This is a genomic window from Mycetocola sp. JXN-3, assembly GCF_014522285.1.
Classification (GTDB): Bacteria; Actinomycetota; Actinomycetes; order Actinomycetales; family Microbacteriaceae; genus Mycetocola; species Mycetocola saprophilus.
In genome coordinates, this window is record NZ_CP041635.1 from 934,700 (window position 1) to 956,291 (window position 21,592).

At 64.8% G+C, this 21,592-nt stretch carries 25 protein-coding genes; 21 read left to right on the forward strand and 4 right to left on the reverse strand.

Going from position 1 to position 21,592, the window contains the following annotated elements; translation table 11 throughout:
* Window positions 1-4: 4 nt before the first annotated feature.
* Entirely contained in the window at window positions 5-1,696 is a 1,692-nt protein-coding gene (locus C7C57_RS04280; protein WP_187977712.1) for a bifunctional 3'-5' exonuclease/DNA polymerase, read from the reverse strand.
* A 45-nt stretch (window positions 1,697-1,741) separates the two neighbouring features.
* Complete coding sequence (locus tag C7C57_RS04285; RefSeq protein ID WP_187977713.1) at window positions 1,742-3,889, reverse strand: hypothetical protein; 2,148 nt, start codon at window positions 3,887-3,889, stop codon at window positions 1,742-1,744.
* 170 nt (window positions 3,890-4,059) lie between these two features.
* On the opposite strand from C7C57_RS04285, the gene C7C57_RS04290 reads away from it, so the two are divergent.
* The 21 genes from C7C57_RS04290 to ilvA all read left to right on the forward strand — a co-directional run bounded on the left by C7C57_RS04290 (window position 4,060) and on the right by ilvA (window position 20,424).
* A complete protein-coding gene (locus C7C57_RS04290; RefSeq protein WP_030148417.1) occupies window positions 4,060-4,629 on the forward strand; it encodes a LemA family protein in 570 nt (189 codons plus the stop codon).
* Between the two features lie 15 nt (window positions 4,630-4,644).
* On the forward strand, window positions 4,645-5,547 hold the full coding sequence (locus C7C57_RS04295) for a M48 family metalloprotease (RefSeq protein ID WP_030148418.1): 903 nt from the start codon (window positions 4,645-4,647) through the stop codon (window positions 5,545-5,547).
* A 112-nt stretch (window positions 5,548-5,659) separates the two neighbouring features.
* Window positions 5,660-6,943 carry a hypothetical protein gene (locus C7C57_RS04300; protein ID WP_187977714.1) on the forward strand — a complete coding sequence of 428 codons (1,284 nt, stop codon included), beginning with the start codon at window positions 5,660-5,662 and terminating at the stop codon, window positions 6,941-6,943.
* Window positions 6,944-7,023: 80 nt separating this feature from the next.
* Complete coding sequence (locus C7C57_RS04305; protein ID WP_187977715.1) at window positions 7,024-8,415, forward strand: hypothetical protein; 1,392 nt, start codon at window positions 7,024-7,026, stop codon at window positions 8,413-8,415.
* Window position 8,416: 1 nt separating this feature from the next.
* Window positions 8,417-8,929 (forward strand): hypothetical protein, encoded by a 513-nt coding sequence (locus tag C7C57_RS04310; protein ID WP_187977716.1) that lies wholly within the window; start codon window positions 8,417-8,419, stop codon window positions 8,927-8,929.
* Between the two features lie 139 nt (window positions 8,930-9,068).
* A complete protein-coding gene (locus tag C7C57_RS04315; RefSeq protein ID WP_187977717.1) occupies window positions 9,069-9,500 on the forward strand; it encodes a hypothetical protein in 432 nt (143 codons plus the stop codon).
* A gap of 12 nt (window positions 9,501-9,512) precedes the next feature.
* The gene (locus C7C57_RS04320) at window positions 9,513-10,286 is read left to right on the forward strand and encodes a hypothetical protein (RefSeq protein WP_187977718.1); all 774 of its coding nucleotides are present in this window, start codon (window positions 9,513-9,515) and stop codon (window positions 10,284-10,286) included.
* A 1-nt stretch (window position 10,287) separates the two neighbouring features.
* Entirely contained in the window at window positions 10,288-10,773 is a 486-nt protein-coding gene (locus C7C57_RS04325; RefSeq protein ID WP_187977719.1) for a hypothetical protein, read from the forward strand.
* A gap of 6 nt (window positions 10,774-10,779) precedes the next feature.
* On the forward strand, window positions 10,780-11,217 hold the full coding sequence (locus C7C57_RS04330) for a hypothetical protein (protein WP_187977720.1): 438 nt from the start codon (window positions 10,780-10,782) through the stop codon (window positions 11,215-11,217).
* A 161-nt stretch (window positions 11,218-11,378) separates the two neighbouring features.
* Entirely contained in the window at window positions 11,379-11,579 is a 201-nt protein-coding gene (locus C7C57_RS04335; RefSeq protein ID WP_187977721.1) for a hypothetical protein, read from the forward strand.
* A 266-nt stretch (window positions 11,580-11,845) separates the two neighbouring features.
* Window positions 11,846-13,312, forward strand: coding sequence for a hypothetical protein (locus tag C7C57_RS04340; RefSeq protein WP_187977722.1), 1,467 nt, complete (start codon window positions 11,846-11,848; stop codon window positions 13,310-13,312).
* On the forward strand, window positions 13,309-13,812 hold the full coding sequence (locus tag C7C57_RS04345; RefSeq protein WP_187977723.1) for a hypothetical protein: 504 nt from the start codon (window positions 13,309-13,311) through the stop codon (window positions 13,810-13,812). Before C7C57_RS04340 ends, C7C57_RS04345 begins: the two co-directional genes overlap by 4 nt.
* An 82-nt stretch (window positions 13,813-13,894) precedes the next feature.
* On the forward strand, window positions 13,895-14,329 hold the full coding sequence (locus tag C7C57_RS04350) for a hypothetical protein (protein WP_187977724.1): 435 nt from the start codon (window positions 13,895-13,897) through the stop codon (window positions 14,327-14,329).
* Between the two features lie 332 nt (window positions 14,330-14,661).
* Complete coding sequence (locus C7C57_RS04355) at window positions 14,662-15,183, forward strand: hypothetical protein (RefSeq protein ID WP_187977725.1); 522 nt, start codon at window positions 14,662-14,664, stop codon at window positions 15,181-15,183.
* Between the two features lie 59 nt (window positions 15,184-15,242).
* Window positions 15,243-15,764 (forward strand): hypothetical protein, encoded by a 522-nt coding sequence (locus tag C7C57_RS04360; RefSeq protein ID WP_187977726.1) that lies wholly within the window; start codon window positions 15,243-15,245, stop codon window positions 15,762-15,764.
* Complete coding sequence (locus C7C57_RS04365) at window positions 15,757-15,945, forward strand: hypothetical protein (protein ID WP_187977727.1); 189 nt, start codon at window positions 15,757-15,759, stop codon at window positions 15,943-15,945. The genes C7C57_RS04360 and C7C57_RS04365 overlap by 8 nt, the downstream gene beginning before the upstream one ends.
* A 35-nt stretch (window positions 15,946-15,980) precedes the next feature.
* Window positions 15,981-16,463 carry a hypothetical protein gene (locus tag C7C57_RS04370; RefSeq protein ID WP_187977728.1) on the forward strand — a complete coding sequence of 161 codons (483 nt, stop codon included), beginning with the start codon at window positions 15,981-15,983 and terminating at the stop codon, window positions 16,461-16,463.
* A 119-nt stretch (window positions 16,464-16,582) separates the two neighbouring features.
* A complete protein-coding gene (locus C7C57_RS04375) occupies window positions 16,583-17,083 on the forward strand; it encodes an ester cyclase (RefSeq protein WP_187977729.1) in 501 nt (166 codons plus the stop codon).
* Between the two features lie 61 nt (window positions 17,084-17,144).
* Window positions 17,145-17,666 (forward strand): hypothetical protein, encoded by a 522-nt coding sequence (locus C7C57_RS04380; RefSeq protein WP_187977730.1) that lies wholly within the window; start codon window positions 17,145-17,147, stop codon window positions 17,664-17,666.
* A 136-nt stretch (window positions 17,667-17,802) separates the two neighbouring features.
* Window positions 17,803-19,125, forward strand: a complete 1,323-nt coding sequence (locus C7C57_RS04385; protein WP_187977731.1) for an AI-2E family transporter — start codon at window positions 17,803-17,805, stop codon at window positions 19,123-19,125.
* Window positions 19,126-19,176: 51 nt separating this feature from the next.
* On the forward strand, window positions 19,177-20,424 hold the full coding sequence (gene ilvA / locus C7C57_RS04390; RefSeq protein WP_187977732.1) for a threonine ammonia-lyase: 1,248 nt from the start codon (window positions 19,177-19,179) through the stop codon (window positions 20,422-20,424).
* A gap of 93 nt (window positions 20,425-20,517) precedes the next feature.
* Here ilvA and greA read toward each other — a convergent pair whose 3' ends face one another.
* On the reverse strand, window positions 20,518-21,009 hold the full coding sequence (gene greA, locus C7C57_RS04395; RefSeq protein WP_030148439.1) for a transcription elongation factor GreA: 492 nt from the start codon (window positions 21,007-21,009) through the stop codon (window positions 20,518-20,520).
* Window positions 21,010-21,146: 137 nt separating this feature from the next.
* A complete protein-coding gene (locus C7C57_RS04400; protein WP_051701606.1) occupies window positions 21,147-21,584 on the reverse strand; it encodes a DUF4307 domain-containing protein in 438 nt (145 codons plus the stop codon).
* Between the last annotated feature and the right edge of the window lie 8 nt (window positions 21,585-21,592).

The window sequence follows — 21,592 nt, forward strand, 5'->3', positions numbered from 1 at the left end:
TGTGTTACTTGGCCTCAGAATAGCGTTCGACGATCGCCACGCTGAGCGGGAAGTCGATTGGGAAGGTGCCAAACAGCAGGCGTCCGGCTTCGGCGGCGGCGTCCCGAATGGCCGCGGACGTCTCGTCCGCCACATCCGCCGGGGCATGCACAACCACCTCATCGTGGAGGAAGTACACCAGGTGGGGACGATCGCCCGGGGTGCCGAGCCGGGCGAGCCGCTGGCGCAGCCCGGCCATCCAGCACAGAGCCCACTCGGCGGCCGTGCCCTGGGCGATGAAGTTGCGGCTGAACCGGCCCCAGTCCCGGGCCAGGGTTCCCGCACGTCGACGCATCGCGTCGGTGGCATCAACCTGCCCCGCGGTGCGCTGAAACTCAAACCAGCCGGCATCGGGCAGCGGCGCCCCGCGACCCAGCCAGGTGGAGACCGATCTTCCCTTTTCGCCCTCGCGTGCGGCGTTTTCCACGGCGGCGATGGCCTGCGGGAAGGCGCGCTTGAGTCGGGGCATCAGCGCGCCACTCTCGCCGCTGGTGGCACCGTAGAGCGCCCCGAGCATCGCGAGCTTGGCCTCGGCTCGGCCCGGCACCACGCCCGCATCGGCGAGACCCTGATACAGGTCTTTGCCGGCGCCCGCGGCGGCCATCGCGGTGTCGCGGGACATGCCGGCGATGATCCGCGGCTCCAGCTGGGCGGCATCGGCGACCACCAGTAGGTGTCCGGGATCGGCTCGGACGGCCGCGCGGATCTGCGCGGGGAGCTGCATGGCCCCGCCGCCGTTCGTGGCCCAGCGTCCGGTTGCGGTTCCGGCAACCACGTATTCGGGACGGTAACGATCCTCGGGCACCCAGGTGTCGAGCCACACCCAGCCGTTGGCGCTGAGCAGGCGCGAGAGCGACTTATAGCGCAGCAGCGGTTCCACCACCGGATGCTTGATGTCCCGCAGCACCCACTTGCTGGTGCTGGGCACCGAGATGCCCGCCCGGGCGAGGGCCCGCAGCAGCTCGGGTGGGGAATCAGGGTTGAGTTCGGGGGCGTCGAGAAGTTCCCGGATGGTGTCGGCGAGGGCGGCCAGGTGGGCGGGCCGCCCGCCGAACCGCGGACGCTCGCCGAGGGCCTCGGTCAGGATCCGATCGTGTTCCTCCCGGCTCCAGGGCAGCCCGAAGTGGTGGATTTCGGCGGCGACCAATGCCCCCGAGGACTCGGCTGCGAGCAGCAGACGGAGCTTTCCGCCGGCGATCGGATCTCGCTCGGCGGCGCGGACGACGGCCGCGCGCTGACGGGCAAACTCGGCCAGCACCTCGTCGGCGCTCACGGTGTCCGCGCGGTCCACCTCGTCAAACAGGGTCAGACCCTGCTCGACCGGCGCGCCGCTGGGGAAGGGTTCGTGTCGCCACGGGCTGTCCGGGGCGCTGGGATACTCGCCCGCGGGCAGGGCCGAGGTGAGGCGGAGCAGCGCGTGACCCAGCCGCAAATCCACGCAGCGTTCGATGTGCAGGTTGTGTTCCAACAGCCACGGATACCAGTCGTTGGTGCCCGACCATACCCAGCGCGGGTGGCTGGCCTCGGCCTCGCCGATGGCCCGGAGGATGTTCTCGGTTCCGCGCAGTTCCACCGGCTCGGACAGCACGGTACCCGCCTCGTCCACCTCGCGCAGCACTGTGAGGCCGTGCGGGGAACCGGTGAGAACGAGGGGCATACCCCTATTCTGGACCGAGCCACCGACCTCGGGGTTCAGGCGGGCCTAGCGGGAGGAGATAAAGAGAGTGCGCAGCGAGGTGCGCCACAGGTACGCGCCGAGTCCGATCCCCCCAAACAGCAGACCCAGGATGAGCGCGGCCGGGATGATATCGGGGGAGTGCAGGTGGCCAAACGCCGGCCACAGCAGCGCAAACAGGGTGGTGTAGACGGGCAGGGCGGAGGCGAGCCAGCGCCAGGGGCCGAGGGCCAGGATCGCGCGGCCGCTGGTTTGGCCCAGCGGAATGAGCAGGATTGCCGCCGAACCGATACCCGCCATCGCGGTCACGTTGGCAACCTCGGCGAGGAAGGACCCGGCGATTCCGGTGGGCGAGCCCAACAGGCTGGACGCGATCCATCCGGCAACCCCCAACCCAAACACGCTGAACACGCGCAGCGCCGCGGCCCCGGCGCGCTGGGCCCGGGCGGCCTCGGGGACCAGGGTCACGGCGAACGCGATGCCGAAGACCAGCGCGGGCTCCATCCCCAGCATCCGAGACACCACCGAGGCGGCGACGGCCGCGCCCAGGTAGCGTGGCGCGACGGTCACCGTGGCGGTGCCGCCGAAACGGCGGGTGCTCAGCAGCACGGGGAGGATCGAGGCGGCCGTGTTTACGAAGATCAGCGCGATCACCGCGGCACCAAACAGGCGCAGCTGGGCGGCATCCTGGCGCAGCGGCATCGCGAACACCACCACGAGTCCCAGCACCAGAACCAGGGCGGCCCCGGCGATGATCGGATGGCGCACCGAGAGTGCGCCCTCGGGATCCTCGGGTGCCGGACGCTCACGATTTCGCCCGGTGAATCGCAGCGGCCCCCGGGAGCGGAAGCCGCCGGCAAGGAAGCGGGCGGGGATGAGGACCAGCGCGATCACCGCCAGCGCGAGGAGGAACGCGCCAAGCCAGCCCGAGGCGGCCGTGGGCCCGAGCACCGGTGCCACCGCGTGGGTAAAGGCCGAGCGGGCGTCCCAATCCCAGGGGCGTGTCGGGACCGCCGGACCCGCCTCGCCGCCACCGGTGGGCGGCTGCGCGGGAGCGGAGGAGCTGGGCGGGGCGCTCGGGGTGGGGGTGGGATGCGGGGTCGCCGAGTGGCCCGGAACCGGGGTGTTGCCCTGGCCTTGTCCGGGCCCCTGTCCGGTACCCGGAGCGGGCGGCGGCGGGGGAATGGTTCCGCCGGGGTTTGCTCCAAACACGATCCGGATCGGGGTGCTGGTATCGCCCGGGTTTCCCGAGGCGTCGGTTTGATAGGCGATCAGGGTCGCGGGTCCACTCGAGGGGACCTCGGCCGCGCAGCTCCAGCGGCTCGCCGTGACCGGGGCCGAACAGAGCACCGCGTCCCCGCCGGAATCGGGAACCGCGTAGACGGTGACCGTCGCGCCGGTTTCCCCGCCGCCGGCAAACGTGGTCCGCGAGGTGAGCGCGCTGCCCGCCGCGGGCGCGGTAATCGTGGGTGCGGGCGGCGGCGTGGTGTCCACCGCCAGCGAGACCGTGGGACTCGGATCCGAGGAGGTTGTTCCGCTAAAGGAGGTGCGCTGGGTCGCGCTCATCGAATAGGTGCCGTGAAGTTGCAGGGGGAGTGACTGCGCCCAGCGCCCGGACTGGGCCACCTGCACATCCCAGGCCCCCACCCCGGTGACGGTGAGCTTGACGGTTGCGCCCGGATAGCCGGTGCCCTGCACCAGTCCCACCTTGGCCGAGCCCGCATCGCCGGAAATGGTGGGTGGGGTGACCACCGCAAACACCACCGAGACGGAGTCGGGTGCTCCGGGGGCGGCCCCGTTATCGCGGGTGACCAGGGTCACCGAGGGGGAGGTGGTCAGGCCCGAGATCTGGCAGGAGTAGGTGCCGTCGGTACCGGCGTTGGTGGTACAGACCGATTTCCCGTCGGCCAGCACCGTCAGCGAGGCGCCGGGCGCAGCGGTGCCGCGGACCGTGGTGCTGGCTCGGCCGATGACGTCGCCGGCGGCGGGTGCCGAGATGGTGGGCCGCAACGATGGATCGGGGCTGGACGGCGCACTGGTCGAGGACCCCGAGGCGGGCTGTGTCGGTTCGGCAAAGGAGGGGACCTGGGCGCTCACGAGCACGCTCAACGTGATCGCGGCCAGGCAAAGCACAGCAGCAACCGGGACGGGGAACTTCCTCGGAACGGAATGCACGGTGTCTCTATTCCATGCAAAAATCCGGTCTTTGTCAAAGATTTACGTCATCCGCCCACACATTCCTGCGAATTGAGTGCCGGGTGGTGGCGAAGAGGGGCCGAGAACCACCCGGACGCGTACACTGGATATTCAGTACGAATATCATTCAAATCTTGGAAGGTCCCACCGTGCCATCTTGGCTTATTCCCGTCCTGATCGTGGTCGCGCTTATCGTCGTGATCGGCATCTACCTCTGGTCGACCTATAACGCGCTGGTGGCACTCAAGGTCCGGGTCGATGAGGCCTGGAGCGACATCACCGTGCAGCTTAAGCGCCGTGCGGACCTGATTCCGAACCTGGTGGAAACCGTTAAGGGCTACGCCTCGCACGAGAAGAGCGTGTTTGAGGCCGTGACCCGTGCCCGTTCGGAGACCCTGACCGCTCAGGGCCCGGCCGAGGCATCCGCCGCCGAGAACCACCTGCAGTCGGCCCTGAAGTCGGTCTTCGCCGTGGCCGAGGCCTACCCGCAGCTGCAGGCCAACCAGAACTACCTTCAGCTCCAGGGCGAGCTGGTAGACACCGAGAACAAGGTTCAGGCCTCGCGTCGCTTCTACAACGGTGGCGTGCGTGAGCTCAACACCAAGATCCAGGTGTTCCCGAACAACATGTTTGCGCGCAACCTGGGCTTCACCGAGCGTGAGTTCTTCGAGGTTGCCGACGCCGCGGCCATCGCCGAGCCGCCGCGCATTCAGTTCTAGTTTTCCCCGCAACACATGTATCGAGCTATACGCGAAAACAAGATCAACACGGTCATCATCATGATCCTGTTTGTCTTGATCATCGGCGCGCTGGGATGGCTGGTGGGATACCTGAATCGCAGCCCCTCGATCACCATCGGGATCCTGATCGGCGGCGCCGTGTTTGCGATCTTCCAGTACTTCATGGGTTCGCGTCAGGCCCTCACGATCAGCGGTGGTCACCAGATCACCCTGGCCGACGAGCCGCGCCTGTATCGAATCGTGGAGAACCTGGCAATCACCACGGGCACCCCGATGCCGGATGTGTATCTGATCGATGACCCCGCCCCCAACGCGTTTGCGACCGGTCGGGATCCGCAGCACGCCTCGGTGGCCGCAACCACCGGGCTGCTGGAGATCATGACCGATGCCGAGCTGGAGGGCGTGATGGCCCATGAGCTGGGGCACGTGCGCAACTACGACATCCGGGTCTCGATGATCGTATTTGCCCTGGTGGTGGTGATCGGTTTCATCTCCGACATCTTCATGCGGATGGCCTTCTGGGGTGGCCTGAGCGGTGGCCGCAACGACAATAACAACAACGGCGGCGGCAGCAACCCGGTGGTCATGATCATCGGCCTGGTTGCCATGCTGATCGCCCCGCTGCTGGCCAGCCTGATTCAGCTGAGCGTCTCGCGTCAGCGCGAGTACCTGGCCGATGCCACCGGTGCGATGACCACCCGGCACCCCGACGCCCTGGCTAGCGCGCTGGCCAAGCTCGACGCCTATGGGCGCCCGATGCAGCGGCAGAACTCCTCGATGGCGCACCTGTGGATTTCCAACCCGCTGAAGTCTGGCGGTGCGGCCAAGCTCTTCAGCACCCACCCGCCGATCCCCGATCGGATCGCCCGTCTGCAGAAGATGGGTGGGGAGTTCTAACCCCTCCCCACAACACCGATGGCCCGGAGAGTTCCTCCGGGCCATCGGTGTTCCCCGCTATGTTTAGCCTGTGAGTACGATGCCGAAAGCGCGCTTCCTGAGAGTGACGCGGGTGCAAAAGCTGGCCGGAACCGGTGCCGCCGCGCGCGGTGACCTGGTGATGATCTTCCTATTCCTGGCAGGGTGCGGGGTCGGCGGGATTCTGACCTCTCAGCTCTCGCGCCCGTTCGAGATCTGTGCGGTTGTATTCGTGTCCTGTGGCCTGCTGTATTTCTTGACTGCGGGCGCCTATGTAGGTCCCCGCCTCATCGTGGTGGTGAATCTGCCCGTGGTGCGCGTGGCTCGGACCGTCGAGGTGGCGGAGATATTGGTGCACAAGGTGGATATGACCGGGAAACAATCCGGCTCGTGGTGGATCGACCGGGTTGTGCTCGACTGCGGACCCGGCCGGCGAAATGTTCGTTTCGATGTGCGCCCTCGGTCCAGTCAGCGTGCGGTGGCTCGGGTGGCGCTGGTGTGTTCGAACCTGTGGCGATCCGATGCCGATCCGCTCCGGGTGTCGATGCGCTACGGTGGTGAGTCTCGTTATGGAAGCCCCGTTCGAGCGGCCCTGACCGTCGGAAATCCGGGTGCGAGCTGGAACCGGGTGAGCCCCGAACGCGACTCGCTAACCGTCCGTCAGCTGGGCCCGGATGAGGAGCTCGGCGAGAGGTTTACCGACCTGAGCGGCGCACGCGCCGATGCCCTGGCCCGGGAAATCGTCACCGAGTTTGATCCGAACCATCGCACCTGGACCGAACTCACAAGGCGGCGCCGGGCAGGGGAGCGCGGACTCGGAGTGGAACCGGCCTTCCTACCGCGGATGGAGACGGTTGCCGCCGGGGTGCTGCCACATCGAGGTAGCGTGCTGGCGCTCTATCAAAGCCTCGGGCTGCTGCGCATCAGGCACCGGGTGTCCGCGCGCATGCTTCTCTTCCGGGAGCCGTCGATTCGGCGGGTGTCCGGAGTGCTCCAGGAACGAGGACTTGCCCTCGCGTTGACCCGGTCTACGCGCATGCTGCCGGACGGATCCCTACACCTGGGCCGCGAAGACATCACCCTCGTGGACGAGAACTATCTCACCCGCGAGACGATGCTCACCCTGAAAAAATTGGCGCGAGAGTACGGATGGTGGACGTTACTCAGTCGGCGGCTGCGCCGGACCCGGCCCGAGAACCTGGGGCTTCTGGCACTGTTCTCCGCGCTGAGCGGGGACGTGGGCGTGAGCCTCGTGATTGTGCCTCTCGGGGTTCCCTCCTCCGGAGTGCGCCTGCAAGCCCTCGGCTCGGGACCCAACCTTCCGCTGCGGATCGTCTGCGCCCTGGTGCGCATCGAAGCCGTCAGACCCATCTGGTAAAACCGGACGGGCGCGTTGCCCTGTCCGCCATCCCGATACCCGATACGATCACCGTTATCCCCGAATCCATTGGACATGATATGCACGAAGCCACCCGGACCGCGAGCCCGAACCGGGTTCCTCGGCGCGCGCCGCAGCGGGGCGCCACTCGGCTGCGCCACGGCGGAGACGCCGCCAGGTGGGGATGGATTCCGGTGGTGGTGTTTGCGATCGCGGCATACATTTTTTGGCAGGTTCCCGGTCGCTGGGGGCCGGGGGATATCGTGCTCGCCGCCGTGCTGGTCCTTCTCCTGGTCGTGCTGCTGGGAACCGGCGCGTATCTGGGGCCGCGCACACTGGTCCTGATAGCCCCGTTCCGGATCCGACGCATCGCGCGCGAGCGCATCACCGACGTTTATTTGTCCCGGGCGGCCCGGCCCTATGGCGCGTTCAGAATGTGGGACCTGTTTTGCTGGGTCACCCTGGTGCTTGATGACGGTGAACGCGTCATCCACTCGGCAGCGCTGGGCGCTCGGGGAGCCAATGCGCTGCACCTGGCACTGACACTGCGGGAACGCCTGGGACTCACCCGTGAGACGCGCGTGGATATCGGCCGACTGGGCGGGGACGTGGCCACGGAATTCGCCCTGGTTGCGGGACCTCTGATTCGCTCCGATACGCGACTATCCGAGCATCCCAGCATCCGCTGGGTCATTCGATCGCCGCGGAAGCGTTCCGCGCTCGCCCGGAAATTTGGCAACATCGACCGGGAAAAGTTCCTGGCTCAGGAGCAGGCTCTGCTGCGGAAGCAAACGATCGACTGGATTCCCGAGCGTGGCACGGACGCTCTGCTTGGGTATCGGTTTGATGTCTACGGCGGTGCATGGGAGAACACCCAGTATGAACTTCCGCTGGCCGTATTCTTCCCGCATCTTTGGCTTTCTCGAACGTTCCTCCCGGTGCCGAAATCACCGGTGCCGATGACCGTGCACACCGGATCGCTGGCGGCCGGGCTCGCGATCTGGGCGGGGGAGGCCGCCGCCACCGAGCAATCGAGCTGGCGGGTGCGCACGCTGTTGCGCGAGGAGCCGACTTTGGATTCGCTGAACCGGCGTCTTGAGACATTTGGGTTGCGGATTGCGCTGATCCCCAACCACCACGAGGTGGTGCCGGGCTCCCCGGGCGAGGGGACACCAGAGATGATGATCACCGATCCCGATCGGATTGTGAGCCTGGTCCGCGCAACCGGGACCGATCAGCAACGACTTCGTCGTCGGCGGACACAACCGGGCCTGCTCGCCCTGCGCCTGATGTTGAATGCCCGAGCCGAGTATTCCCTGGCTATCGTGCCCGCCGATTTCACGCTGAGCACCGATACCGAGTCTGCCCTCGCGGCCGCGGATCGAGTACTGCGCGTCTGTGAGGGACCCCGCGCCGATCCGGGTGCCTACCAGTACGACGTGCGCTGGCTCGAGGGGCCGTGGGAGAAATAGCATGATCGACGTGATTAATGCCGTGGGCGCTCTGACCTCCGCCCTGGTCGTGGTGGTGCTGGTTGGGCTGATCCCGATGATCCGGGACGCACGCCGCAAACGACGCCTCCGTTCCGAAAACGATGATCGAATCGCCCCGACGCCCGAAGAACTTTACGAACTGGCTCTGCTCTACGACCTCGACGCCGGCGGCCTCGATGAGGCACGTCGGCTGGGGTGGGTGAGCGAGGCGGAGGCCGAGTCGATTGCCGCAAGAATCCTGGCCGCTCCCGCCGAACCGGGGATGGCGTCAATCCAGCGGTTCCGGGTGTTCAAGGTTGCCCTGAAAAGCTCCCTGCGCACCGAAGGTCTCCCCCCGGCCGCGGCCGTCTGGCTCGAAGAAACGGCGCATCTGCTCAATCAGGAACCCACCTGGCGGCTCATCACCCGGGAGCCGGGATCCTCGGTGGATGCCCCCGAGCTGCGCCACCACATCGAGAGCTGGCTTGCCCAACAATCGCCCACCACGACCTGAGCCGTCGACACCAGTGGCCGGGCAGAACCCGCAACGAGAAGGCACGTGCGATCGCTATCCTCGGTGCTGTGAAACGGCCCAACGGGGCCTCAAGAGTAAGAAGAGATAATTGCTGAGAAAAATACGGTGGTCCGGGGGCGTGACCCAGTTGATTTCGATGGCATGGCTGGCTGTTTTCATCATCGGGTATCTTGTCTTCGCACAGCTTGATTCGGACCTCTCGTTTTGGTCCCGCATCGTTGCCGGGTACTGTGCCGCGCACTCGCTCATCGCTATCGTTGTCACCGGGGTTTATGTCAGCGACACGTCCGTGGTGATCATCCGTGTATTTCGGATCTCCAGATTCACACTCGCCGAAGTGCGCGAGGTCTCTCACGTCAACTACGTTCCTGACTATGTGACCACGTTCAGGAAGCAGGAGTCTTATTCCGTCATGCGGAATCTCAGGGTTTCGGTGGGCTCACGGCCCGCATCGGTTTTCATTGCGCCGGCTTTTGTTCGATCTGCCGGGGACCGAATAGTCGATCAGATCACTCAGCGGCGCGCCTTGTCCGTGCCGACTCACTCGTGATTGAGGCAACCCATGAAATGGATACACACCGACATCGATCAGCTGGGCGATCCGATCATCGCCATTGCCGACCTGGAGGGAACGCTCGCACGCGACGTTCGCGGCATCGCTCCGATGGTGTATTTCTCGGACCGTCAGGGGTGGCGGCGGCTGAGGCTGCGGGTACTCGGTGCAGAATCGGTGACCGTCGCCGATCCGTACGAGATTGCCGCCGGCTGGCTGACCATCGAGGACATTTCCCGGAGTGATGGTGCGGTGGAACTGCGCGGTGTCTATCCGGTCGAGGCCACACTTCACGGTGAAAACGTCTCGGTTGAGCTGTTGGTCTCCGCGGAGGAACACATCTATGACGCCGAGCACATCCGGGCGGTTGTGAGCGGCGAGAATCCCACGGGTGACTCGGGCTCGTCTTGGCGCATCGGCCAGGTTCAGAACGCGGGCGATGTGCTGGTGCTGGCGCTGATCCTTCCCGATGACCCCACCGAGTACCTGTTGATCGTCCGGGATGAACGCTTCTTCTGGGTCCAGGCCTCGCGGGATGGGCGACACGTCTCTGTGCGGGTGGATGGGGCGCTGAGCCACGATCTGCTGATGCTGGCCCTGCGGGCCACCGCCGAGGACGACCCCGACGTGCTCGGTGAGATCTCGGCAGGGTTCGGGGTAGAAGAGGCGGTGACGCGGTCGATCGGCCGGGCACACCGAGAGATCGGTACCGCGCTCGCGGTCCGCAGATCCGCGGTTCGGCGAGCCATGCGGCGGGCGCGCGCCCACTATGGTGAATCCTGACATGAGAAAAATCAGACACACGAACGCCTGGACACTGCTGTGGGCGATGCCGATTCCCGGACTGGTCCTGCTGGGCGTCGCCTCCGGATTCGTCGCGGATACAACCCTCGCCGCACTCGGCTTTCGAGGTGTCTTGATTGTGCTCCTGGCCGCGATCATCATCCGGTCCGCCCTGATGGGGCTCTATTCCGATGGGTCGGTCCTCGTGGTTCGCCAGTTTTGGCGCACTCGGAGGTACGAACTTGCGGCGATCGAATGGTTCTCCTGTGTGCCCCTGCGTACCGCCCTCCTCGAGGATGTATTCGATTCCGTGCCGTTCTACTCGATGCCGGTGCTGGCTCTGAGCCCGGCTTCCGTGGAGGGAAACCGTGATCGGCAGCGACACCTGCCCTCGCTGGCGTTTCGGACCAGCAAACGCGCCGAGGTGGAGCGCGCGCTGGCCGCGTTGATCGGGGCCGAGCGGATTCGTGATCAACGGGGGCGGTGAGAACGCATGGACCAGTTCTGGGAGCTAGCTAATCGCTATCCGCTGACCTCGGGGACGCTGCTCACCATCGCGTTTGTGGTTTTGGTGCGCCTCCCGTTGTCCTTTTTGATTGACGCCATCGAGCGCAAACTGGGTTGGGAAACCGCGGCTGATGCGCCGAGACCGCTGCGTCCGTTTGTGCCGTGGAATCCCGAACGGCTCATCCCCTCCGCAGCAGAGATTCAGCGCGTCTATGTGCGGGGAGACCTCGGTGCGCGCGGGGTGGAAATGGCCGAGGAACGTGGCTGGATGAGCGCGGAGGAAGCCTCAACGCTGCGGGCTGGAACCACCGAACGAGCCGATGTGGACGATTCTGATCGCGACGCATTTGCGTTGATGCGGATCATCGTGCGCCGTTCTCTGGCGAACTGGAAGCGCGTTCGTGGCATGCGACCTGCTTTCTAGCTTCGCCACTCAGCTGGGGATTTCCGAGGAGTGGGCAGACATCACGCGGGACACCGGCGATCGCGATAATTCCACGGTGCTGCGCCACAAGCTTCAGACCTGGGTGCGTGAGAACGGTGCATAGTTTGTCCATCGGAACGAACGCCTGGGAGAGAGCGACGATGAGTCCGTACCTTGCCGACCAGCCCTGGTTTGACCTATCGAGGGTCAGCGACGGTGCACTCGATATCGCGATGACCTTGGCGATCATCGGAACTATCGGTTTCCTGCTACTTCGGATGGTGCGCTCGGATGTGTCGGAGGAGCGGCGCAATCAGCGTGATCGTGACGACCCGCATGGCGGCCCGCACGCAGGTGAGTGAGCGCGGTGCACAAATCCCCGGCACCGTCATAACGGAGCGCAAAACTCCCTCACCGAAAGCGAGTGTTCCGCGAACGGTGTATACGTGTGTACTGGCATCTTCAGCACGCGGTTTTCCGCTGAGATCAAAGCCCGCCGAGGTGCGTACGCGTTAGCTGACCATGGGCATTGAGCTCGAAACGAAAGTCTCTATCGAATAGTTCATAACACCCACTATTCTTAGGTTTTGCATCGTCCTCGCCGCTTCGAGGCGGAGGAGGAAAAACCATGACCGAATATCGGATGACCGGGCGCATTCCGGGCACCCACCGGGTGCTGAAATTCCCCATCGTGGTGTTCGGCATGGATCTTGTGCTCGCCATTGTGGGGATTTTGGCCGGGCACAACCCGGTGGTGCGCTGGGGAATCGCCGGTGTGGTGACGCTCTGCTGTCTCCTCGTGCTGGTGTTCAACGGGCTCTACCTGACCCGCCGCTCGTTGATCGTGGTGGGCTCGTTCCGGGTGCGCCGGATGCCGCGCGGATCGATCCAGAGGATTCGGGTGCTCGATTCACGCGGTGGCGTCTTGCTCGCGGTGGAGAGCGATGCCTGGACCGGACTACGACGGGTCACCGCGAGTTCGGTTGAGTCTGCGTTCTTGGAGATCCGCGGATGGATCGATGCGGAATCGGGGGAACTCGGCGGGCGAAATCCCGAAGCCTCGGCGACCACCAAACGCTACCCTCGGCGCTCGATCACCCTGCTGAGGGACGCCATCGGGGACACCCTCCAACTCTCGGAGATCACCGCACCGGTGTTGTCCTACGCGTGGGAGATCGGCGCGGTCTCACGGCAGGATGCGCTGGAACTCGCGGGCGACCTCTACGGTGCCGGCCTGATCGATGCCGACCCAGCCGTGTTTGCTCTGGTTGAGATGTGGGGCAGTGAACGCGTCGAGTTTGAGGACTGGGTGCGTGCCAACCGGCCCGAACCGGGCGAGCGTGACAAAACGCGGGCGCTGGTTGTCGGCTCGATTCTGCGCTACATCGACGAGCACTGGAAGGAATTCCAGCTGCCGTGGTCCTGCGTGGAGATGCTGTTGTCCTCGGACGCAGACTATCTGGAACGGCACAGTACCCCGATTTTTGTCTACGAGGAAGTCCCCGAGTGGAGTAGCGACGATCCCTATGGTTTCTGGCAGGAAGGCGACCGCGTTATTCCGTTGCAGAGCGCGCGTGCTCGGTATGCGCTCGCTATGTATGCCGCGGATCTGCGCCCGCATGAGTTCACGCACACATTTGTTGCCGCACTCACCGAGCGAGTGCAGAACGAATGGCCGGGAGCGGTGACGCTTGAGGTTTCTGAGATGGCGGGGGCTCCCGATGAGCCGATGCGTGGCATGTGGATCGACAGCGTGAACGACAACGGACTCAAGATCCACGTGTTCGGCCATGACAACATGCTGATGGTCAGCGCGAAACCCGGGTTCGGGTGGAACTCAAGCGAGGACACCGAGAGCTTCGCACCCTCGGACGTTCTGGAGGACACCTGGAAGGTACTCCTAGACCTGGGCAACCTTGGTGTCGTGGAGGGCGTGACGCTGCCATTTTTCACCACCCGGGTCAGTCCGCCCTCGGGTGAGTTGGCGTTCTGGCCGGAGCCCCTTCCCGCCTGGCGGGTCCGGGTGACAGTGCCGCCGTTTAGCGAATCGTTCGTATCCCCGCACACACCTAGCCGAAAGACCGTTGACCCATGACCATCGATTACCCAATGTTGGGAATCCTGATTCTCTCGATTTTTGCGCTCGTTGGTCTGTGCGGGCCGTTGATCCGTAAACCCCGGGACAAGCCTGCACCGCGACCGGCAGACGACCATCGCATCATGCCAACGCCCGCGGAATTTGCCTTCTTCGCGCGGACCTACCGCCTCGACACGGTGGGCATTCAGCAGGCCGTCGTCCTGGGGTGGATTACCGAGGATCAGGCCGCCGAGATCGCAGGGGAGCTCGATGCCGTACCCGGTTCCGCCGAGACCGAGGATGCGCAGCGCTATCGGGTGTTCAAGATCGCGCTGGAAAGCGCGCTGCACACGTGGGACACGGCCGGTGGTGCGCGCGGCTGGCTCACCGAAACCGCCGTGGCGCTCGGGCAGGTACCCGTCTGGAACGCGATCGAGCGAGGGAGCGGGGAGGACGAGACCGCACCCGAACTGAAGGTGAAAATTCAGGAGTGGCTCGCTCCGGCGGGCACCCCCTAATCCGGGACGTTCCCATCCCGTCCCACGTTTCCCTGATCCCATCAGACTGGTCATTACCCCGAGAGATTGCGAACCCTCCCAAATGTCGCTCATTCTGGACACCGACGATCCCGCGATCGAGTGGCCCCTGATCGCCTATGAGAGCGGCCTCCCCCTGGTGGTTCCCGCTCCGGCCGCGCTGATCGACCTCTACGAGGACACCTGGTGGGACGAGGTGGATTTCTGCCTGGACGCGGCCGGCCATGTGATCAACCTGGAGATCGTGCCGGCCCCGGGCAGTCGTGAACAGGTGATCGAGCGGGTGATCTTTACCGTGAGTGACAGGCGCGTGGACGTTCGCCGATTTGTGGACTTTGCCCTGATCAGAAGCGTGCCGACCGGCCGTCGTGGATGGCGGGGCCGCCGGGGGCGCACCCGCAGTGCGAGTCCCCGCGAAGCCGCCGATATTTTTGACCTGAGTGATGCCGAGGCCTGGCGGCTCATGGCGGATCGGTTCGGGGTTCGTCTGACCCCGTGAACCGTGAGAGCGGTCGCCGAACGATCACCACATGATGCCGACCGCCGAAACCGCTGGGGTGCCGTCCACGCTATCCTGTTCCCACCCAGATGATTCTTATCCCCACGAGATTGTGAACCCTTCCCGCATGCCACCCATTTTGGATAACGATGATCCCTCGGATGGGTGGCCTGTCACTCCCTACGAGCCGGGGGTTTCCACGAGGGTTCCAGGCCCGGCCCAGCGGTTAGACCTCGTTGAGGACACCGGCTGGGATGAATGGGATGTCCGCCGAATTGTCGATCTCTTTTCGGGCCGGCTCGGGCGCATCTTGGTGATGGGGTAGGTCCGATATGCCATTTGCAGGTTTTTTCGTCCTGTCAGTTTTCCACACCATTCGCGAAGTGGTCGCGTACGTCACCGGGTCCCTGATGGACCTCCTGTTCGGGATCCGTGGAAGACGAGCGTCATCATTCGAGCCCGTGCCCACCGGGCTTGGTCTCGAGCTTGCCCTGCCGTCAGGACGCATTTCAGCCGGCGAATTCGAGCGGTGTCGGGACATGGGGTGGATTTCGCCACGGGACATCGATCGCCTTCGCAAACGGGCACCGGAGTTCATCTCGGCGCAAGAAACCCCGGAGATGCGCGCCGCCGCATCGGACGAGGCGATGTTTCGACTGGTGCTGCGCAACGCTCTCGGACAGTGGGGTCGGCATCGCGAGATGCGGTCCACGCTCACCGGAGTCGCCGAAGAGCTCGGAGTCCTTCCCCTGTGGCAGACCATCGCGCACGACACCGACACCCGTCCCAACGCGCGAGCGCTCAGGACGAGCATTGTGAGCTATCTGGATTCGGAAATCGGCACCCCGGCATGATCACCCCGGGAGACGATGTCCGAGGTATGCGCACCGACGATCATACGGGAGGCTAGGCCATGTTTCTCCTCGGCCTGATCGAGTTTGTATTCGGCATGCTGGTTGCCCTGATTCAGATTCTGGTGGACACCGTGGCTCGGGTGGTGTTCCGGTCGAAGCCGAGTAGCACCACGCTTGACCTTGCCCCGCGCGGCATGCGGCTGGAAATCGAGGTGCGTTCGGGCCGGATTACGCCGGGGGAGGTACGCCGGATACGGGAACTGGGATGGGTGGATCCGGCCGATCTGGGCCGGCTGGAGGAACGACTCCCACGCATCATGAATGAGGTCTCGGCCCGGGGCGAATCCGACCTGGTGAGCGATGCGGCACTGTTCCGCATCGTTCTGCGGCAGGCACTGCGGCAATGGTCCCGGCACCGTCACATGCGTTCCAGTCTGAGGGAGCTGGCCCAGGCGCTGGACAGCCTGCCCGAGTGGAACGAGATGCTCCGGAACTCGGGCACTCGCGAGAACTCCCGCGCCCTGAAATCCAACATCACCGCCTTCCTCGCCGAGGGCAGAACGGAGTCCCCACATGACTGAGCGCACTGCTTGGGACACCCTCCTCGAGGGCGAATCCTCACGGGAAACGCTGGAGCGGATTATTGATTCGGACTCGACCTGGCACGATCCCGAGTTGCCGGCGATCGTCGCCCAGGCCGCACGTGCCCGGATGCTCGCGGGCCGCGGCCCGAAGCCGACGGCTGCGGGAGACGCGGGATGATTCCCCGGTCGCGGAGAGCACACGTCGAAGCCTTCGTGGACGATGCACTTGCAGAGATTGCCTCGCGCGCGGTGGCCGAGTGGGGCGACGCGGTGCGGATCGTGCCCATGATTGAACTCACCCCGGGAATCCGCTCGATCCTGATCGAGCCGGTTGATCCGCGTTCCTGGCCGGTGCGGGTATTTGAGCAGGCAGGGAAGTCGCTCTGGGTGGACACCAACGCGGATTTCGGGACGGGAATCCGGACACGCGGGACACACTTTACCTGCGACGGCATTGAGCGGGTCTGGGCCCTAATTTGCGACGTGGGGAACTGGGGAATCCTGCAAACAACCGGAGTTTTCCGCACCATCTGGGCACCCGGGAGCCGTGAGGAGTGCGAATCTGCATTTGCGCGGAGGACTCGTTTGCCTATTTACTGTGCCCTGCCCTTCAACGTGGATGAGGACGCACCCGGTTTTGATCCCGCCTTCGCGCGCGAGGCGACCGACCGAGACAATTTTGGGCTGTATTCCTGACCCTCGCACTAATTCCGAGTTGTTATCCGAATTTAATAATTTCGGACGTGATCCGGACATAGGCTGAACCCAGATCGTTGTCCCGAAACGCTTCGGGACGACAGAAGGAGAGGGGAACCATGATCGACCTGGAAACCGCCACCGCCCGCATCGCCGCACTCGAAGCCGAGATTGCCGAGCTGCGTGCGGAAAAGGAACTCGCGGCGAAAAACACCGAGCTGTTTGACCGGATGGACTTCGACGCCTACAGTACCCACGACTGGTCGCTCTTTCGCGACCTGCACTCCGCCGCCCCCGAGGTGGTGATGCCCGACGGCACCGCCGTGCACGACCTCGATGCCCACGTGGGTGACATGCAGTTTATGGTGTCGTTCATGCCGGATGCCCGGGTGCTTTCGCATCCGATCAAGGTCGCCCAGGGGGACTGGACAGCCGTGGTCGGAGTGACCGCGGGCACCTTCACTGCGCCGATGATCCTCCCCGACGGCACCCGGGTCGAACCCACCGGGAAACGACTGGAACTGCAGATGGCCACGTTCGCGCGCTGGGAGAACGGACGCATCGCCCAGGAAATTCTGTTCTGGGACAACACGCTCTTCAATTCTCAGCTGGGTCTCTAGCCGCAGGGCGCGTGGGTCGTCGCAGAGACACGGCGGCCCACTCATGCGTCATACTGTTCGCGTGACTCGAATCAAATACGCCGGCTTGCTAGGACGTTTGGTGATGCTCATGTGGAGCGTTATCGTTTTGGTGGTCCCTGTTGTCGCGCCGGTATCGAATCCGGTTGAGCAGAAGATTACCTGGATTGCGGCGATTGTCCTGAGTGGTGTCGCCCTCCTTGCGGCAGCCCTGATCGGGGTGTATGTCACGCGGAATAGCGTCATCATGATTGGTCTCACCCGGGTGAGTGTGTTCCCTCTTGAAAGTCTGGAACGATTCGGGACCGTGCACGTCAGGGCCTCGTTTCTTCCCGACTTTTTGTGGGAGGGGTTGTTTCCAGCGGTGACCGTCACGGGCGGCGGCCGCACCCGCACCTTCACTATCATCGTGCACTTCGCCCGCCATTCCTCCAAAATTGTGGCGCGGGGGCGAGCGCTCATCACTCAGCGCCGCGCCGCGTTGGGACTCGAACCGATCACCGGTCCAGGTTGGAATGTGGCCTTGCCTGAAGAGCCCACTGTCCCGACCGTGGGGAAGCATTGAAATCACGTCGAACAGGTCCGCTCCGCCCTCGGCGAAACCGCGGAAAAATGCGGCGAGTCTGAGCGTGGAATATGAATTCCACGATTCCGGGGGATAGGTGCTGGGATCAGCATATGTACGGTCTTAGACTGATCCTGTGTCAAACCTTGGAGAAAACCGCAAGCCGGCGGTAAAGCCGGATGGCGTATCGCGCGCGAGCGCTCCCGCGCCGAGCGAGAGTGTGACCGAATCGCTGCCCCGCGGTATTCGGATCGCCGGTGCCTGGTCCTGGCGTCTACTCGCCCTGGTGGCGATCATTGTGGTGGCCGTACTGGCCATTGTCGAGCTGCGGTTGATCGTGATTCCGATCCTGATCGCAATCCTGATCGCCTCGCTGGTGATGCCGCTGCAGAACCTGCTGCGCCGCTGGCAGGTGCCGCGCGTGCTGGCCACGATCATCACCCTGCTGGTCACGATAGCCGTGGTGGTGGGCCTGTTCTACCTGGCGATCACGCAGATTTCGGCGCAGTCAGGCGAGGTCAAGGACCGAGCGGTTGCGGGCTACCAGTCACTACGCGAATGGCTCAAGATCTCTCCGCTGCACCTCGATGACACCCAGATCAACGAGTATCTGGGCCAGCTCTGGAACATCATCAAGGAGAACAATAAGGCGATCTGGACCGGGGCTCTCTCGGTCGGATCCACCGTGGGCCACGTGGCCGCGGGTGCCCTGCTGACGATTTTCTCCCTCCTCTTCTTCCTCCTGGACGGACCCGGCATCTGGCGCTGGGTTGTCCGCCTGATGCCGCGCAACGCCCGCGCGGCCATCGACGGTGCTGGCCGGGACGGCTGGCGTGCACTCGCCAACTACTCGCGGACGCAGATGCTCGTGGCGGCGATGGACGCGGTGGGTATCGCGTCCGGTGCGGCCATCCTCGGGGTGCCGATGGCGATCCCGATCGGTGTGCTGGTTTTCCTCGGTGCGTTCATCCCGTTCGTGGGTGCGATTCTCACCGGAACCATCGCGGTATTCCTTGCCCTGGTCTACAACGGGCCCTGGCAGGCGCTGGGAATGCTCATCGTCATTGTGGGAATCCAGCAGCTTGAGGGCCACGTATTCCAGCCCATTCTGATGGGTAACGCCGTCAAACTGCACCCGCTCGCCGTGGTCCTCGTGGTGACCGCCGGAGCGCTGGTCGCCGGGATCCCCGGTGCGCTCTTCGCGGTGCCGCTGACCGCCGTGGTTAACGAGATGACGCGCTATATCGCCGGTGGGCGCTGGCGCACACCACCCGCCGGAGACCGCTCCGACGGCGGCGACGACGGCGATGACCCCGCCATTACCGACGGGGTCGATTCCGAGTCGGAGAATCGCGAGCAGGGTGAAGACGATGCCGCGACCGTCCCGAGCGATGCATCCGCAGCCGCCGATACGTCCACGGAAAAGACCCCGGGCTCGGATGAGCCCAGCGAACGCTAACCCAACCTGTTGACAAAGTTAGGTGCGTCCACGCACCGGGAGAAATACGTTATGAGCACCATCCCCGGACCCACTCCGGCCGAACTTGAGGCAGCCCGCGAGGTTGTCAGCCGCGTCGCCGAGGTCACCCCGATGGAATCCTCGCGCTTTTTGGCCGAGCTCCTCGGATTCCCCGTCCACATGAAGTGCGAAAACCTGCAGCGCACCGGATCGTATAAGATCCGTGGCGCCTACAACCGCATCTCGGCGCTGACCGAGGAGGAGCGCGCCCGCGGTGTGGTTGCCGCCTCCGCCGGAAACCACGCGCAGGGGGTCGCCCTCGCCGCCCGTGAACTCGGCATCGGGGCAACGATCTTCATGCCCAAGGGTGTACCGCTGCCCAAGCTCCAGGCCACCCGCAACTACGGTGCCCAGGTGCGCCTGGACGGCCACAGCGTCGAGGAACTGCTGCGCGCCGCCGCCGAGTACGCCGAGCAGACCGGCGCGATCTTCATTCCGCCCTTTGACCATGCCGATGTGATCGCCGGCCAGGGCACCCTGGGCCTGGAAATCTTCGACCAGGTGCCCGAGACCGAAACGATCATCGTGCCGATCGGTGGGGGCGGCCTCATCTCCGGTGTCGCCGCCGCGGCCAAGCACCGCGCGGCCGCCGAGGGACGCGAGATCCGGGTGATCGGCGTGCAGGCAGCCAACTCGGCACCGTATCCGGTGTCGCTGGAGGCCGGCGAGGTCACCACGATCAAGACCAGCCCGACCATCGCCGATGGAATCGCCGTCGCGCGTCCGGGCGCGCTGAACTTCGAGATCATTAAGGAACTCGTGGACGAGGTGGTCACGGTCACCGAGGACGACATCGCCCGTGCCCTGGTTGTCCTCCTGGAGCGCGCCAAGCTCGTGGTGGAACCCGCGGGTGCCGTGGGGGTGGCGGCGATCCTCGCCGGGCACGTGCGGGCTACCGGCCCAACCGTGGTGATCCTCTCCGGCGGAAACATCGATCCGATGCTCATGCAGACCGTGGTCAGCCACGGCCTGGTGGCCTCGGACCGCTACCTGACGCTGAGCATCCCGCTGCCGGACCGTCCCGGCCAGCTGGCACGCATCTCCGAGCTGATCGCCCACGCCAATGCCAACGTGATCGAGGTGCTGCACACCCGTCACGGTAGCGGCCTGCAGATCGGTCAGGTTGAGCTCAAGATCAGCGTCGAAACCCGCGGATCCGAGCACCGTGATCTGGTGCTCGACACCCTGCGGGAGGCGGGCTACGAGCCGCGGATCGGCGATGCCGAGGCGCGCCGCTAGGAACCACACACATGAAAAAGGCGGACATCCAAGATTTGGATGTCCGCCTTTTACCTGTGGCGGCCGGCCGAGGGGCGCGGCGGCCCGGTGGTCTTATTCGCCGGTGTAGGTGTCTACGCCGGTGATCTCCACCGAGATGTCGCGGCCATTCGGTGCCTGGTAGGTGGTCTTCTCACCGATCTTCAGACCGATGATCGCGGCACCCAGCGGGCTGGACTCGCTGTAGACGTCGAGCTCGGAGTTCGCGGCGATCTCGCGGCTTCCCAGCAGGAAGCGCTCCTCGTCTCCGGCGATGATCGCCGAGATGACGGTGCCGGGCTCAACCACACCGTTGGATTCGGGGGCCTCGCCCACGACGGCGTCGCGCAGCATCGCGGTCAGCGTGCGAATGCGCGCCTCCTGCTTGCCCTGCTCGTCCTTGGCGGCGTGATAGCCGCCGTTTTCCTTGAGGTCGCCCTCTTCGCGGGCGGCCTCGATACGCTTGGCAATTTCCTCACGACCGGTGGTCGAAAGCGCTTCCAATTCAGCGGCGAGCCGATCGAAGGTTTCCTGGGTCAGGAACGAGACCTGGGTGTCGTCAGCCATCGTGAACTCCTCAATACATAAACGGGCGCCCCGACAGTGTCGAGGCGCCAAGAACCAACCCGCGATTTTGGCGGGTTTTGATTGAGCCTAGGGGAGCCCCAGACTAAACGCAAGCCACCGAGTGGAACACGCGGAGACTATGACGCTTCGGGAATCCAGCAGTTCTTGACGATGCCGGTGGTGGCCAGCTGGGTCGTCTTCAGGTGCTGGGTGAACTGGCGAACCGGCACGGTTGCGGGGTCCAGTTCGATGATCTTCCAGCCCACCACGGTGAACTGCGGGTCCAGGGCCTGCAGCGCGCATTCCACCCGGGTGTTCTCGGGGGCGGTGACCTGGAAGGTGATCTGCACGTTGTGCTCGTCGATCACGATGTGCGCGGTATCGCGGGACTCTAGCGAGGCGCTGGGCCCGTCCAGCGCGCCCCACACCACCCAGGCACCGAGCACCACGGCAAACGCGGCGGCGGCGATCACCAGGATGCGGCGGTCGCGCTTTCCGGTGCGCTTGGTACGTCCATAGCGCTGGTCCAGAGCGCTCTCCGGAGCACTGGTGGCCTGGCCACTGGGAAGACTCATCAACTCAC

What these genes read in the sequence shown, in the direction of transcription:
- C7C57_RS04280 (WP_187977712.1), bottom strand. Translation starts at nt 1,696, where the DNA reads ATGCCCCTCGTTCTCACCGGTTCCCCGCACGGCCTCACAGTGCTGCGC.
- C7C57_RS04295 (WP_030148418.1), top strand. Translation starts at nt 4,645, where the DNA reads ATGTATCGAGCTATACGCGAAAACAAGATCAACACGGTCATCATCATG.
- C7C57_RS04305 (WP_187977715.1), top strand. Translation starts at nt 7,024, where the DNA reads ATGCACGAAGCCACCCGGACCGCGAGCCCGAACCGGGTTCCTCGGCGC.
- C7C57_RS04310 (WP_187977716.1), top strand. Translation starts at nt 8,417, where the DNA reads ATGATCGACGTGATTAATGCCGTGGGCGCTCTGACCTCCGCCCTGGTC.
- C7C57_RS04320 (WP_187977718.1), top strand. Translation starts at nt 9,513, where the DNA reads ATGAAATGGATACACACCGACATCGATCAGCTGGGCGATCCGATCATC.
- C7C57_RS04325 (WP_187977719.1), top strand. Translation starts at nt 10,288, where the DNA reads ATGAGAAAAATCAGACACACGAACGCCTGGACACTGCTGTGGGCGATG.
- C7C57_RS04330 (WP_187977720.1), top strand. Translation starts at nt 10,780, where the DNA reads ATGGACCAGTTCTGGGAGCTAGCTAATCGCTATCCGCTGACCTCGGGG.
- C7C57_RS04335 (WP_187977721.1), top strand. Translation starts at nt 11,379, where the DNA reads ATGAGTCCGTACCTTGCCGACCAGCCCTGGTTTGACCTATCGAGGGTC.
- C7C57_RS04340 (WP_187977722.1), top strand. Translation starts at nt 11,846, where the DNA reads ATGACCGAATATCGGATGACCGGGCGCATTCCGGGCACCCACCGGGTG.
- C7C57_RS04345 (WP_187977723.1), top strand. Translation starts at nt 13,309, where the DNA reads ATGACCATCGATTACCCAATGTTGGGAATCCTGATTCTCTCGATTTTT.
- C7C57_RS04350 (WP_187977724.1), top strand. Translation starts at nt 13,895, where the DNA reads ATGTCGCTCATTCTGGACACCGACGATCCCGCGATCGAGTGGCCCCTG.
- C7C57_RS04355 (WP_187977725.1), top strand. Translation starts at nt 14,662, where the DNA reads ATGCCATTTGCAGGTTTTTTCGTCCTGTCAGTTTTCCACACCATTCGC.
- C7C57_RS04360 (WP_187977726.1), top strand. Translation starts at nt 15,243, where the DNA reads ATGTTTCTCCTCGGCCTGATCGAGTTTGTATTCGGCATGCTGGTTGCC.
- C7C57_RS04365 (WP_187977727.1), top strand. Translation starts at nt 15,757, where the DNA reads ATGACTGAGCGCACTGCTTGGGACACCCTCCTCGAGGGCGAATCCTCA.
- C7C57_RS04375 (WP_187977729.1), top strand. Translation starts at nt 16,583, where the DNA reads ATGATCGACCTGGAAACCGCCACCGCCCGCATCGCCGCACTCGAAGCC.
- ilvA (WP_187977732.1), top strand. Translation starts at nt 19,177, where the DNA reads ATGAGCACCATCCCCGGACCCACTCCGGCCGAACTTGAGGCAGCCCGC.
- greA (WP_030148439.1), bottom strand. Translation starts at nt 21,009, where the DNA reads ATGGCTGACGACACCCAGGTCTCGTTCCTGACCCAGGAAACCTTCGAT.
- C7C57_RS04400 (WP_051701606.1), bottom strand. Translation starts at nt 21,584, where the DNA reads ATGAGTCTTCCCAGTGGCCAGGCCACCAGTGCTCCGGAGAGCGCTCTG.